Genomic DNA, 13,564 nt, shown 5'->3' with positions numbered 1-13,564 from the left:
TAAGCTAGGTGCAGTAATTTAACGAAAAGTTGTCGGGCGTGGTTTACGCGCTTTTTCAGGCGCTGAGTTCTCTCTTTTGATTCCGGCACCCCACGCGACATTCAAAAACTCCACCAGAATTCTCGCCGTCAATCCCCAAATTTTATAACCCTCATAGTGATAAACCGGCGACCATGATTCTCGTTGCTGATTGAAGTAAACGTCAGTCGATGTTCGTTGATCCTGCAGGAAAAATTCGACAGGAACATTAAACACCGAATCAAGTTCATCTGGATTTGCTACCAAAGGCAAATCATTGGGAATGATTCCGATATATGGTGTGACTTTTATCCCCCACAGCGAATACACCGAAGGTTGAACATTGATAACTTCGACTAAATCTGGTGGTAAAGCTACCTCTTCGCAAGACTCTCTTAATGCTGTGACAATCAGTGAATCATCTCCCTCTTCCCACTTACCGCCGGGAAAAGAAACCTCGCCACTATGAGTATTCAAATGATCCGCTCGGCGCGTCAAAATGATTTGCGGATTCGTCGGGTGGTCAGTGACCGGCACCAGGACTGCCGCCTCTCCGTTGTATTCCCCCGCTTCTTCGATACTGTTTCGATCGACTGCAAAGTTATTTCGCAAGTGCTCAATCATTCAAAAAACTCTTTCAACTTTTAAATAAACAATGTGGTCATTAACAATCGTCTATTTTGGCTTATCTAATGAAAAACTATCAGCTCAGTTTACTCTGACAGTATAAATTTATTTCTTTCAATACCGCTTGATCGTGATGTTTACACTGCAGCGAATTTTATTATCGCGTGTTTTGAGCCATCTCAACTTTGCGTGAAAGGAATAGACTTTTCAGTCGCAGATAAACGCAAAATCCACTCCAGTCAAAATTTTCTAAGCCGCTGTTTTAATGGCTATTTTTTTTCGGCTCATCATCAGATATTGTCGAAAACGAACATATAACAACTCGTTCTAAATAGCTACCTACACATTCCACCAAGTGTTTTGATAGTATGTTTTTCGACATCACAGCTATCGCAACAAAAATGTCGATGTCAAAGCAAAACGGAGTCAAGACCAAGTAGTGAGCGCTATTAGCAATTAATAGCAAATTCAAAAATAGAGCCTGGGCAATCGGCAGTATTGTTAACTTCAGCGGGGGCCGGAGTTAATGATCGATCCTATAATGTAAACGGGGGTTTAACAAAACTGATGCAATTAGAATTGCCTAGTTTTGATGTGTTAAAAGATATGGCAGAGAACGATCCGGAAGGATTGGAGCAGCTCCGACAACAACACGTCAACGAAATTATCGACAATGCGCCTGAAAAAATTCAGCGTAGATTACGCGGTTTACAGTTTCAGATTGATGCGCAACGCCAACTCCATCCTGCACCACTTGCTGCCTGTATAAAAATATCTCAAATGATGTACGAGTCGTTTAGCGAAATGCGCTTCATGCTTAACGGGGTTATCGAGGAAAAATCCTTGAAATTAGTGGGCGCCGAAACCACTACCACCGTTAAAGAGGCTATCGTGCCCGCTAAAATATTGAAGTTTCAATCTTAATTCTCTGCGACATTCCTATTTCTAAACAGTCCGGTTTATCGCCGGGCTTTCGATTTAACTCATACGATCGCAACCCATTCCGACTGTGTTCCTTGTCGCTCTCAGTCTTTTCTTCGTCCATTTCTCGCGTTTCTTAGCGCTTTTGAAAATTTCCGTATTATAATCGCCCCCCGAATTTTAGTACTGCGTATGCAATCCTTCATACTCACGGATTGCTTAAGATCTACAAATGGACGATGAATATGAAGTTTTGCAGTAATTGTGGTGATTCCGTCGAGCTAAGTATCCCAAGTGGCGATGATCGCAAACGTCATGTATGCAATAGCTGCGACACCATTCATTATCAAAACCCTCGGATAATTGCAGGGTGCCTGCCTATCTTCGAAGATAAGGTTTTATTGTGTAAACGAGCGATCGCTCCACGCTTAGGCTTTTGGACTCTCCCCGCGGGATTTATGGAAAATGGCGAGACAACTGAACAAGGCGCATTGAGAGAATCTTGGGAAGAAGCACGCGCTGAAATTATTGTTGATGGCCTATATACGCTGTTTAGCCTCCCGTACATCAATCAGGTTTATATGTTTTATCGTGGCAACCTAGCGAATTTAAATTATTCAGCGGGCGCCGAATCTTTAGAGGTCGATTTATTCAGCGAAGAGCAAATCCCTTGGGAAGAGCTTGCCTTTCCGGTTGTTAAAAAAACCTTGCAACACTATTTTTCCGATCGAAAAAATCAGCACTTTCCTTTGCGTAGTGAAGATTTGCTTTACCGCCCCAAAGGCAACACAAAGCCCAGTTAATCAATTCGTTTACAGCTTGCCTTCGACCTTATCAAGGTCCACTAGCTGAACAATGTCGTAAGCGGGCTCTTCGTAAGGGTGCGAACGCCGCAGTGCGGTAATAGCAGATTTAATATTTGACGAATCACATACCAGCTCCACTTTGTATTCTGCCACTTTTTCTAGTTTGCCTAACTCACCAATATGAGGCTGGCTACCTTTTAACGGTTTGAATTGACCCTCCCCCAAGGTCTGCCAACAACAGTGCTCATAATCACCTATACGACCGGCGCCAGTTTCAAACAGGGCGGCCTTCACAGCGTCTACATGGCTGACGGGAACATAAAAACTTAATTTAAACATTGAAAAATCCTGCAACTAAAAACGTTTGCTACCAAATAATTACGGTGGCTCGTCACGTGTAATCTCTAAAATGGCTCGTCTTGTTCAAATCGTTTCCCAAGACTAACGACAGGATCAACTGAATAACCGAGGTTTTTATAAAAATCTAACACTGTGGTGTTACTTGATCTGACGAGAAGATTTATTTTCGGACAGCCAAGTAGCTGAACTCGGCGTTCAACCTCCAGCATTATTTGCCTGGCAAAACCTTGCCTTTGGTAATCGGGATCGACCCCCAAATAATAAACGGAACCGCGGTGGCCATCGTAACCATACATCACCGTGGCTATAACGCGATCGTCTATTAGACCCAGTAGAAATGTTTCGGCGTTATTTAGAACTTTTCGGTCAATATCTTGGTCTGGATTATTCCAAGAAACCGTCAAGCCGCATCGTTGCCAGAGCGCTTTTATACTCTGCCTGTATTTTTCTTCGAATTGGACGAGCTGAATTACTGCCTGCATAAAATAACCGTTGATCCTAGTTCAATAACCGTTAGTTAAACTCTTAGAGTGATTTGTTTTTTTTCCTTGGTTTGTTATCAAAACTATTTATAGGTTTTTAAGGTAACTAGTTGTTTCAAGAACAAAACATTATCCAACCTTGACTATACTTAACAGCTTATAAAGGAATTTTCACTTAAACTACGGCTCACTAACCGTATTTTGGAGTACTGTGATGCGTATCTTATCTTGTTTATCAGTTTTGATACTGACTTGTTTGGCAACAGCGAACGTGTTCGCGAAGCCGGAACGAGTTGGTGATTTCGCGCTGTTGGATCACAAAGGCGTCTTTCACCAATTAAGTCGCTATCGCGATAAAAAAGCCGTGGTCATTTTATCTCACACCACTGCTTGTGATTCAGCAAATACCTCTGTTGGCTTGTTGAGCGATCTACGTGATCAATGGCAAGACAAAGATGTTGCCTTCCTACTGATGAATTCTTCGAGCGAAGACAAGCTTGAAACGATTCGCACTGCAGCTAAAGCCAACAATATTGACTTGCCGATTCTTCTCGACGAATCACAGCTTGTTGCGGAAACCTTAAAAATTTCCAAAGCAGGTGAATTAATCATCCTCGATCCCAACAAACTTACCACCATCTACCGAGGTCCATTGCACCAGCATGTAACGATGAGTTTAACCAATGTTACTGCGGGCAATAAAGCGGAAGAAACTATGGTAATGCCCGTTGAAGGTTGCGACCTTAGCTTCCCAGCTAAAGCCTTACAGGCAAAAATGGTCCCAGACTACAAAATGGAAATCGCTCCTATCATTGAAAAGAACTGTGCCGACTGTCATCGCGAAGGTGGTATTGGCCCGTTCGCAATGAACAGCTACGAAATGCTAAAAGGCTGGTCTCCAATGATTCGCGAAACGTTGATGACCAAGCGTATGCCACCTACCCAGGTAGATCCGCACATTGGTCATTTCAACAACGCGCGTTACATTTCTAATTTCGAACTTCAAACCCTTGTGCATTGGATTGACGCTGGCTCGCCTGCGAGCGAAATTAAAGGTCCAGACCCATTAGCAAGTATTGAACACGTTGACATGCGCGCGTGGCAGCTCGGCGAACCCGACTATGTTGTTAAAGCACCAGTTCACGAAGTGCCAGCGACTGGTGTCGTTGATTACATCAACGCAAATGTTGAATTATCTTTCGACGAAGACAAGTGGGTGAAAGCGGTTCAGTTTATCCCCGGTGATCCCGCCGTTCTTCATCACCTTTTAACTTACGTTACCGCGCCTGCTGAAGGCTTTGAAGGTGGCGAAGGTGATACACGCTCAATTGCACGTCGCTTCTTAGAAGGCTATGCGCCAGGGAAAGTCGACGCGATGACATTCCCGAAAGACGTTGGCGTATTCATTCCTAAAGGCCACAAGCTTTCAATGCAATTCCATTACACCACTAATGGTAAAGCAGCGACTGATGCAACACTGCTTGGTTTGTATTTTTATGACGAGCCACCCAAGTATGAATACTTCAACCGTTCTGTATCGGGTCAATTCACGATCCCACCGAATGCTAAAGACCATAAAGCAGCCGCTCAGTACACATTCAATGAAGACGTTGTTGTTCATGGCTTACGTGCACACATGCACTTCCGCGGTAAAGACATGAAGTTCACTGCGGAATATCCTGACGGTACAATGACGGACTTATTAAGTGTTCCTAACTATAGTTACGCTTGGCAGCCAACATACGAATTGGAAAAACCAGTAACTTTACCTAAAGGTACAAAGGTACACGTAACGGGTGCTTTCGATAATTCTGAGTACAACCCAGCAAACCCTGACCCAAGTAAAGAATTAACTTTTGGTCTGCAAAGTTGGGATGAAATGTTTATTGGATATTGGTCTTATCATTCAGTGAAGCCAACCAACTAAGCTAGAACAACTGTTTAAACTGAAAGGCCTCTGCTAAAACAGAGGCCTTTTTTTATGAGCGTTCGCACCTTACTTTTGAATTACTCTTACCAGTTGAAATTCCTAGTGCCCGTTTCGAGTCCCCTCGTTCGAATAAGGATTGCCTCACAACAAAACCTTAAAACGCCTCGTTAAAACCTAAAACTAAAAATTAAAACCCTCGCTCAATAACCCAAAAGGTACCTATCGATACGATACCAATCGCCGCGCAAGATCTAGCTAAGAGTATCGTCGTTCGCCTCATCGCCATCAAAATCAAAAGCGGTGTCACCAAGACAACCACCAGTAATTGTCCTAGCTCTACGCCCAAATTAAATGTGAATAACGAAGCCACTAGAGCGGAAGGGTTAAGATCCAATTCGCTTAAGACACTGGCGAAACCAAAGCCATGAATTAACCCAAAACCTATCGCGACACGCCAAGACGATTCTCTAAATAACGGCCATAGAATATTAACGCCCGCGAGGATTACAGATGCGGCAATCAAGGTTTCTACAATGGCGATAGAGGGGCGCACATTAAACAAAGTCGCCAAGACCAAAGTAATGGAATGTCCAACAGTAAATGCCGTAATCACTTTACAAAGATTAAATATAACTTCGCGTTTTCCAGTTTTCCAAACTCCTTTTACAAGAGTCAAAGGAATCAGCAACGCTAACAAAAACAATAGATGATCATAACCTTCCAAAATATGGATCACCCCTTGTCGCAGCATTTCCAGTGACGAAGAGATTCCTTGTGCATAGTGTTGATCAATATTGATCAACTGCTTATCGGGAGACATCACATAAACCAACACGTCGCCAGTATTGCCATTTGACGAACCGGGATTAAGCTTTACGATGGCGCGATGGGACAAATCTTCAGCAAATAAAGCGCTGTAGCTCATCGACCGAATTGCTTCGCCTTCGGAACAAAGGATCTGCAATGGCACCTGCGAATAAACCGCATCCGTCAGTTGCGATAAGGCAGGGCGGCCGATTTCTACATCGCAAGCACCGCTTGCTGAAGAAGCCTTAATGTTTGCACTCGCATACGACGAAACTAACGATTGCCGAGTTTGGAATTCACCCCAGGTAATTTTGCCATCTTGATTCATATCTAAACCAAGTACTAGCTCAAGATCTTGCAGAGCCACATACCAATCGCCACGTAAAATGTTTTGCTCTTGCCTTCCCAACTCAAAATAACTTGTACTTCCAGAATGTGAGTAAGAAAAAGATGAATTTAACATTCCAATTACGGCGAACAAAAAATACACATAAATTTGTTTATATCGCATAACAAATACCCGGTTAGCGCTGCGCTAACGTACCCCTATAAATCGTTAATCAATTAAACGTTGAAAGAATTGTATCGAGCCTTTGGTCTTCTAGACCGATAGCATTTCGCCATGCCAGCACATCGGCAATGTCATCGTATTTATTTGCCGCTTGAGCAGATTTCACAAGCACCAATAAATCGTCTGGCTCCCGTTGTGTTTGCCAATTATCAAGAGCAACTGTAAATGCTTGCTCCGGATTATTTTCAACCTCCAATAAATAGCGGGCAAAATCTCTACTGGCATAGCCTCTACTGGCATAGCCTCTACTGGACCGGTCACCGCTTGAATAATCCGCATTACGTAACTGTTCAAGCTCAAAATAATTTTCTAATTGCTCGCGCTCTATTTCACCTTCCCGTCCCAATGCAGCTTTCGCGAGCATAATTTGTATTTTTATCAGCGGAAGTTGAGTCGACGACGCATAAGCCTGCAAGAAATCAATGCATTCCTGGTATCTGTTTTGCGAGAGCAATAAATCCGCGAGGCCAGATATAGCTTGTGGGTCTGGCGTAGAAAATTGAGAATTTGAAACGTCGATTGCAAAACGAAAATATTTTTCAGCATCTTTTTCTTTACCAAGCCGCGTCGCGATTTCGGCAAGATTTAAATAACTTTCGGTCTGCTCAGGATTAGCAATGTCTGCTGCTTCATTTAAAACAACACGCAATATTTGAAAAGCTTTTTCCCCTTGTCCGGATAAACCTTGTACCCGGCTACTACAATTGAGTCCTTCCTTTGCACCTAACCAACGTGTTGCCTGAGAACAATATCTAACTGCCGCCTCTAGCTCACCCTGCGCCATATAGATATACGCTGCCAATAGATAAGCCTCACCTGACCTAGGATTTAATTCCAAGACTCGGTTTACAATCTGAAGTGCTTCTTCGAAGTGATGCTGACGCTGAATAATTCTCGCCTGTAACAACTGAATACTTTCCGGCATCGTTTGCTCAGGCCAGTAATTAACGATTGCCATCGCGTAACCCAAGTAGCGTTCATCGCCGGTTTTTTTAGATAGCAGCAAATATTCGTTGATTAATTCTCTAGTGCTATCCTCATCATTAGGCGTAATTTCGAGCCGCTCTTTTAGCTGGAAAATTTTAGGTGAAATATTATCTACCTCTAGCACTGTAATAACTTGATCGGCGTTAATTGGATTTATTGCATTGCCGAGCGCAAATAATTTGGTCGTCGAAAACAAACACAGTGACACTGCAAGAATGCTCCGCGCGAACACTGCAACTTTTACATCGCCAATGGTTCGAAAAACTTTCAATATTTTTTTTCTAACGGCCATAGACTGAATCACCTCAACTACATCTTCCTAAAAAAAGCTAGGGCCTTCCCGTCCAATGGAAAAACCCTAGCAAACTCACCGTACTACATTTAGCTCCTGTAAATGGCTTCCATCTGTACGAACTACTCCAAAATCTATATTTTTATTTCGACTTATTCCTCAAATAGATCACTAAATGCATCTTCAGAATCATCGAAAATCCAAACTTGTGTATTCATTTCTTCCGGCTCTCGATCCACAACTTCGTCGCTTTGCAAATCAACTTGGGCCAATTGCTTAACGAAAGGATTGAATTCCATTTCAACCGCTGCTTCATTCCCGGGACCTGAGTCCGACACCGGTATTTCAGCGACCGGAGATGGATCAGCGACAACTCCATCGGCCGATCCACCGGAACCACTGCCACATGCGGACAACGCAACGAGACTAAAACCGGAAAATAGTGTTATCAAAAACAGTTTTTCTAATTTCATTTTCTACACTCCCACTGTTAAGGTTCTCGCTTAATTACTCGGCAAAGAGATCGCGCCAGGAATCGGCGAGACGAGATAAGGGAAAACCGTATCGAAATCTGCAGCACTTACCGCTGCACCATCAGTCAACGGGGCGTTACCAACAACAGCGTCGTCAGGGGTACACAAACCCAAATCCGTTGCTTGGCCACCAACAGGTATTGGATAACACAAAGCACCCATGGCTACCCGTAGCGAGATATCAACGACGTCATCTCCCGGCCGACGACCGTTTGGAAAACCCGCTAAATCATCACCGGCAACACCGAATGTCGATTGCAAATCAGCGCGTGTTGGCAAAGCCGGTACCGCCGTGTTCAATCGCAACATCTCACTTGCAACAACATTTTTAGGTTGGTTTAAAATTGAAAAGCCTGTTAAGAATGTAGCGACCAAATCATTTCGAGGGAAATTGGTAGGCGCAATGGTATCTAAGTTCGGTGCAACCGCTTTTCCGAAAAGAATGTTGATAAGTTCTGGCAATGCAGGATTAGTAACGTAGGTTGCAAACTGACCATCGTTTCTCGGCTGACTGGCGTTAAAACGGTCCTTGTCTTTTAAGCCAATAACAACTTCATTGACCAAGGGCATTCCCAAACGAGACACCTGAACAAAAGGTCCGCCTTCAATCGTTGCATCAAAACCACGATCGAAATTTGGACGTGGATTTATAATTCTCGCTTGCGGAATACTCGCTGTTGTCCATCCACCAATGACGTCATCATTGGAAGACGTTAAACAAGATACCGGGATTTCCAAAGCAAAGGTCGTTATGTTTTTATCGTCAATCGTATTTGGTCGCGCATCGACGGGGCCGAGCGGGTTGAGATTCACGAGGTCAAAAATTTCTCCCAAGTTTACGACAAAACCCTCTTTTCTTTGCCCAACGAAAACACGACCTTGACCGCAACCTGGAATGTTCACGTCATAAATATGATCACGTGCGTAGCTTTCATACTCAGGAATACTTTTATTACCGATATTATCCGCCGGTTTAAGAAAAGTACGTGACCCATCTAAACCACGAATCCTGTCCCGTCGACCAAAACGTCTATCGCCTTGAATCATATCCAAGCGATATGTCTGTCGGGAAACGACATTGCCAACATCCTCTTTGTTCGGGCCAATCGCGTCGATGTTTTTTAGTGGTACCGACACCAGTTCGCCACCTGCATTCACTTTCAAGTCATCGTTAATCACATCGCTTATCTGGAATCGAAAAGTAATATCTTCTCTCGCATCGCCATCGTTATCGATATGAATTTCATAACGTGCTTTTTTTTCCAAATCAAAATAATTTGGGCCGCCATAAGCATCCTGAAGCGGTAAATAGTTCGCAAGAATTGTGACGAAATTCTCACGTCCCGGCTCGTAACTTCTAAACATATAGAAATCAGTGCCATCGACTCTTGGCATTGCCGAAATTTGTGGCGCTTCTCGATGGCTCGAAGCATTCGCAAAAATTGCGACGCCTGTACCAAGCAGCATCAAGGCTTTCGCGGCTTTTTTAACAGCAGCTTTGTTTTTGTATCCTCTCATTTTTATGTCCCCTAGGGCTGAATTAAAAGTTAGATCTACTCCACTCAGAATCTTCACAGAACATTTCCGCTACAAAATAGGATGGCTACTACAGCATCATATCCTCGACAAAGTGTCGAAACGCTCTATTCGCTTGTAATACGCCCAGCCATTTCAATGGATGCAATAAATATTTATTTTTTTTCGGTGATCCAGACAAGGATCAAAATCGTATAGAGCTTTGTTAGCAACAACTGCAAGAGTTACCTTATGGTCACTGAAAAGACCCAGGTGCAACGAGAAATATGGACCATAAATTAGTAGTCATTAGTCAAAAGGAATTATCCATTTATGAATGAAGCATCCAGCATGGATCCTCAGATCGAATTGCTACCACTACTTCAAGATACTGCTCGCGGAAATCAAGCCGCGTTTGAACAGTTATATAACGCAACTTCCTCAAAGATGTACGCAGTCGCCATGCGTCTTATGCGCCATCCCGAATCAGCGGACGATGTTATGCAGGAGGCTTACGTAAAAATTTGGCACAACGCCTCAGAATATCTTTCCGAACGCGGAGCAGTGCTTACATGGATGATTAGTATTCTGCGTTACCGCGCAATCGATAAATTGAGAAAAAATAAGCGCGATCATTTACACGATGATGCGGATGACCACCAAGACGACCTTGTCGATGAAAAAGAAGATCCACTTTCTTTTATACAGCAAGCCGGCGATGCCAAAGTGTTGAACGGCTGTCTCGAAGAACTCGTTGATACGCAAAGACAAAGTATTGCCCTCGCTTTTTATGATGGGCTCACCCATGAGGAATTAAGCCAACACTACGGTGCGCCATTGGGCACTGTTAAAAGCTGGGTTCGGCGGGGATTAATTTTGTTGAGAAGGTGTTTAGAGCGATGAACTACAACAACGATGAACTCATTGAGCGCCTATCCGCCGAATATGTACTCGGTACTTTGCAAGGCAAAGCACGAAATCGGTTCGAGCGCTTGATCTACGAATCCTACCGAACGCGATTGGCAGTGTGGAGCTGGGAATGCCAATTAAACCCCTTAGGAAAATTTGCACCGCAAAAAAAACCACCGAAACATGTTTGGCAATCCATTCGAACTCGACTCAATTTTTCTGGTAAGAATGATTCGGCGGAACTAGCAGCTCGCCAAAATCTCAAAAAACTGCTTGGCTTTTGGCGCGGCTGGGGTCTTGCGGCCTCATTCGCTTGCGCTATTTTTGCCGTCTTATTTACCACTGGCATTCCGACGACGAATCCCGGGACGAATGCCGATCATGTGGCAGTGTTCTCGAGTGAGCAGGCTGAACCACAGTGGCTGGTTAGTTTCGACTTAAACACGGGCTCGTTAAAGGCCAAAGCGCTCAACGTAACGGCGATTGAAGCCAGCCAAGCCTTCGAGCTCTGGATATTACCAGGGGCAGACGCAGCACCTCGCTCCCTTGGTTTGCTACCCGTCGCGGCGCAAGGAGAAACCAACAACCAGATCCCTCAGGCCTTAGTTGAACTTCTGAGAAGCGCTAGCGGGCTAGCAGTCAGCTTAGAGCCAGCCGGTGGATCGCCAACAGGAGCCCCGACTGGGCCAGTGCTCTTCCAGTCTCAGCTCTTGGAGCTATAACTTGGAATATAGGTAGAAGTGTCAAAATAGGGGGTATCAAAGGCTTCGTTCGACTGGGCTGCTAGCAGACTCTAAAAATAGAAGCCAGATACCCTTCTAAGCCTGCTCCGCTCAATCGGATCACCAATACTCGCTAATTTTTCGAATACTCGGCGCTACCGGATGACCCTGGGCGTTTCGCAGTCATTATTATTCCCTGAACAGCGCCGCATATAAGGTAAAAAGGCCGAAAACCTTTAATCTCAGGCCTCATGCCCCTTTCTAAGTCAGTCCGCAAACCTTCTATCCATTTTCAGTGGTCGTGTATTTCATTGGGTGAAAAAATACCAATTCAGTGTCGTTTGGACCCGATTTTCACCGGCCAGTGCATGCACAGCCGCAAAGATCGAGGGGCCTACACAGCGACAACAAGATCAGGTAAATCGCCCTAAAAATGTCATTAGACGCAGGAATACGAGCCCGTCGTCAGAGACACTAAAGCGTCACCGCGTAAAAGTGAGTTTAAGAATGCCAAGTTTCTACACCGTCGATCAAATTGCAGATCTAATCGATATGCACCCGAAAACTATTCGGCGGTATATACAAGATGGAAAGCTGAAAGCGACGAAACTCGGGAAACAATATCGTGTTGCAAATAATGATCTCAATCATTTTATGGGCCAGCAGTCGCAGGTCGACAATTCTCATTCTGAAAACAACACTGATCGAATGCCCACTTCCTCAGCAATCGATACGAGTTTGAATGGAACGGCAGGAACTGATCAGCATTCAATCGAAGTCTCCTCTACTCTCGATATCAAAGGCGTCAACGGAGCCATGGCTGCCAACATGACCCGACAAATCATGAATACTGTGCACAAAAGCACCCTCTCTCACGCGGATTGCATTTATTATTCTAATGAAGCGAAATTAAAAGTGTTGTTATTTGGATCAGTAGAATTTACTGATCAGATGATGAAACATATCAATATTTTGCTTAGCCAATCACAAACATCTGCACGCTCTTAACGCGCTAAGATTCGTCTATACTTCGTGTCGATGTCAGCTTCTTTTGTTTGGGATTATCCGAAAGTACTCGTCCAAGACAATCGAGGTTGACCAGCATCAAATAAAAATAGGGACGATAGCTATTACCGGCAATGTCTATCAATAATTTATTTCGATGATGTTCATTAATAATGGACGTTAGAAAGTTGACTCCTAATTAGAAAGGAACCCAGCAATGGGGCAAAACAAACTGTATAAATCTGCGCAAAGCGAAAGCGAGATCAAAGCCAAATATAATGAATTGCTGAGACACTGGCCGATCGCAAAAGAAGAACTCGTTATCGAAACTCGCCACGGCAAAACATTTATCATAGCCTGCGGCAACCCAGACAACCCTCCCCTATTTTTACTTCACGGCGCAAGTAACAACTCGATCATCTGGATGGAAGACATCGATCTACTCTGCAAAACCCACCGAGTATTTGCAATCGACATTATCGGCGAAGCGAACCACAGCGCAGCTAACAGACCACACTATAAATCCACTGCATACGTAGATTGGATGGATGATATTTTTAGTCAGCTATCGCCGAAAGAAGCGGTGGTCATCGGCAGCTCACTGGGTGCTTGGATTGCTCTGCAATTTACCTGTCAATGGCCAGACCGTGTATCACGCTTAGTGCTGATCAATCCTCCAGGAATTAGCAAAAAAAAGCGTTTGCTGCTTAAAAGATTTTTCTTATTTTTCTTGGCGGGCTGGGGACAAAAAATATTGTTCAACAAAATACGTGCTGGCGCCAATACTGATCCACGTATTAATGACTTTTTGTTGCAAATTCATAAACGCTTTAAACCAAAACTTAAAAAATTGCCCTTACTCAAGGATCAGTCCTTAGCAAGAATACTTTGCCCTGTGTTGTTGATTCTCGGGGAAAAAGATATTTATTTCTCACCAGCAAAAACTCTTGCTCGATTGGCAAGGAACATTATGGATCTGCATGTTAGATACCGGAAAAATCAAGGCCATAGCATGACGGGGATAGGTGTGGAGATAGATCGGTTTTTATTAAGTGAATTCCCACCCGACTAAGTATTAT

The 13,564-nt window shown here is 43.9% G+C and carries 14 protein-coding genes; 7 read left to right on the top strand and 7 right to left on the bottom strand.

Features of this window, described 5'->3' with window-relative positions:
* Positions 1-18 precede the first annotated feature (18 nt).
* Positions 19-642 carry a CoA pyrophosphatase gene (locus ACYUCY_RS11905; RefSeq protein WP_460226723.1) on the bottom strand — a complete coding sequence of 208 codons (624 nt, stop codon included), beginning with the start codon at positions 640-642 and terminating at the stop codon, positions 19-21.
* Between the two features lie 570 nt (positions 643-1,212).
* Between ACYUCY_RS11905 and ACYUCY_RS11900 the strand changes: the two genes are divergently transcribed.
* Together ACYUCY_RS11900 and ACYUCY_RS11895 are read left to right on the top strand one after the other, a co-directional pair.
* Positions 1,213-1,569, top strand: coding sequence for a DUF3135 domain-containing protein (locus ACYUCY_RS11900; RefSeq protein WP_460226722.1), 357 nt, complete (start codon positions 1,213-1,215; stop codon positions 1,567-1,569).
* Positions 1,570-1,811: 242 nt separating this feature from the next.
* Positions 1,812-2,369, top strand: a complete 558-nt coding sequence (locus ACYUCY_RS11895; protein WP_460226721.1) for an NUDIX hydrolase — start codon at positions 1,812-1,814, stop codon at positions 2,367-2,369.
* Between the two features lie 9 nt (positions 2,370-2,378).
* Here ACYUCY_RS11895 and ACYUCY_RS11890 read toward each other — a convergent pair whose 3' ends face one another.
* Positions 2,379-2,711 (bottom strand): NGG1p interacting factor NIF3, encoded by a 333-nt coding sequence (locus ACYUCY_RS11890; protein WP_460226720.1) that lies wholly within the window; start codon positions 2,709-2,711, stop codon positions 2,379-2,381.
* A gap of 65 nt (positions 2,712-2,776) precedes the next feature.
* Positions 2,777-3,214: a GNAT family acetyltransferase gene (locus ACYUCY_RS11885; RefSeq protein WP_460226719.1), complete on the bottom strand. Its 438-nt coding sequence runs from the start codon at positions 3,212-3,214 to the stop codon at positions 2,777-2,779.
* A 214-nt stretch (positions 3,215-3,428) separates the two neighbouring features.
* On the opposite strand from ACYUCY_RS11885, the gene ACYUCY_RS11880 reads away from it, so the two are divergent.
* Complete coding sequence (locus tag ACYUCY_RS11880; RefSeq protein WP_460226718.1) at positions 3,429-5,141, top strand: redoxin domain-containing protein; 1,713 nt, start codon at positions 3,429-3,431, stop codon at positions 5,139-5,141.
* A 190-nt stretch (positions 5,142-5,331) separates the two neighbouring features.
* Here ACYUCY_RS11880 and ACYUCY_RS11875 read toward each other — a convergent pair whose 3' ends face one another.
* The 4 genes from ACYUCY_RS11875 to ACYUCY_RS11860 all read right to left on the bottom strand — a co-directional run bounded on the left by ACYUCY_RS11875 (position 5,332) and on the right by ACYUCY_RS11860 (position 9,852).
* A complete protein-coding gene (locus ACYUCY_RS11875) occupies positions 5,332-6,462 on the bottom strand; it encodes a HupE/UreJ family protein (protein ID WP_460226717.1) in 1,131 nt (376 codons plus the stop codon).
* A 49-nt stretch (positions 6,463-6,511) separates the two neighbouring features.
* The gene (locus tag ACYUCY_RS11870; protein WP_460226716.1) at positions 6,512-7,801 is read right to left on the bottom strand and encodes a tetratricopeptide repeat protein; all 1,290 of its coding nucleotides are present in this window, start codon (positions 7,799-7,801) and stop codon (positions 6,512-6,514) included.
* A gap of 152 nt (positions 7,802-7,953) precedes the next feature.
* Positions 7,954-8,274 (bottom strand): hypothetical protein, encoded by a 321-nt coding sequence (locus ACYUCY_RS11865; protein ID WP_460226715.1) that lies wholly within the window; start codon positions 8,272-8,274, stop codon positions 7,954-7,956.
* A 30-nt stretch (positions 8,275-8,304) separates the two neighbouring features.
* Positions 8,305-9,852: a DUF4331 domain-containing protein gene (locus ACYUCY_RS11860; RefSeq protein ID WP_460226714.1), complete on the bottom strand. Its 1,548-nt coding sequence runs from the start codon at positions 9,850-9,852 to the stop codon at positions 8,305-8,307.
* A 330-nt stretch (positions 9,853-10,182) separates the two neighbouring features.
* Here ACYUCY_RS11860 and ACYUCY_RS11855 point away from each other — a divergent pair, with 330 nt between their 5' ends.
* The 4 genes from ACYUCY_RS11855 (at position 10,183) to ACYUCY_RS11840 (ending at position 13,557) form a co-directional block, all read left to right on the top strand.
* The gene (locus tag ACYUCY_RS11855) at positions 10,183-10,752 is read left to right on the top strand and encodes a sigma-70 family RNA polymerase sigma factor (protein WP_460226713.1); all 570 of its coding nucleotides are present in this window, start codon (positions 10,183-10,185) and stop codon (positions 10,750-10,752) included.
* Positions 10,749-11,480 (top strand): anti-sigma factor, encoded by a 732-nt coding sequence (locus ACYUCY_RS11850; RefSeq protein ID WP_460226712.1) that lies wholly within the window; start codon positions 10,749-10,751, stop codon positions 11,478-11,480. The genes ACYUCY_RS11855 and ACYUCY_RS11850 overlap by 4 nt, the downstream gene beginning before the upstream one ends.
* 507 nt (positions 11,481-11,987) lie before the next feature.
* Positions 11,988-12,488: a helix-turn-helix domain-containing protein gene (locus ACYUCY_RS11845; protein WP_460226711.1), complete on the top strand. Its 501-nt coding sequence runs from the start codon at positions 11,988-11,990 to the stop codon at positions 12,486-12,488.
* Between the two features lie 214 nt (positions 12,489-12,702).
* Positions 12,703-13,557: an alpha/beta fold hydrolase gene (locus tag ACYUCY_RS11840; protein ID WP_460226710.1), complete on the top strand. Its 855-nt coding sequence runs from the start codon at positions 12,703-12,705 to the stop codon at positions 13,555-13,557.
* Positions 13,558-13,564 lie beyond the last annotated feature (7 nt).

It is taken from the genome of Aurantivibrio infirmus, from assembly GCF_054767315.1.
The sequence above is the reverse complement of the archived record's forward strand: the minus strand, read 5'-3'. Positions and strand labels throughout refer to the sequence as shown.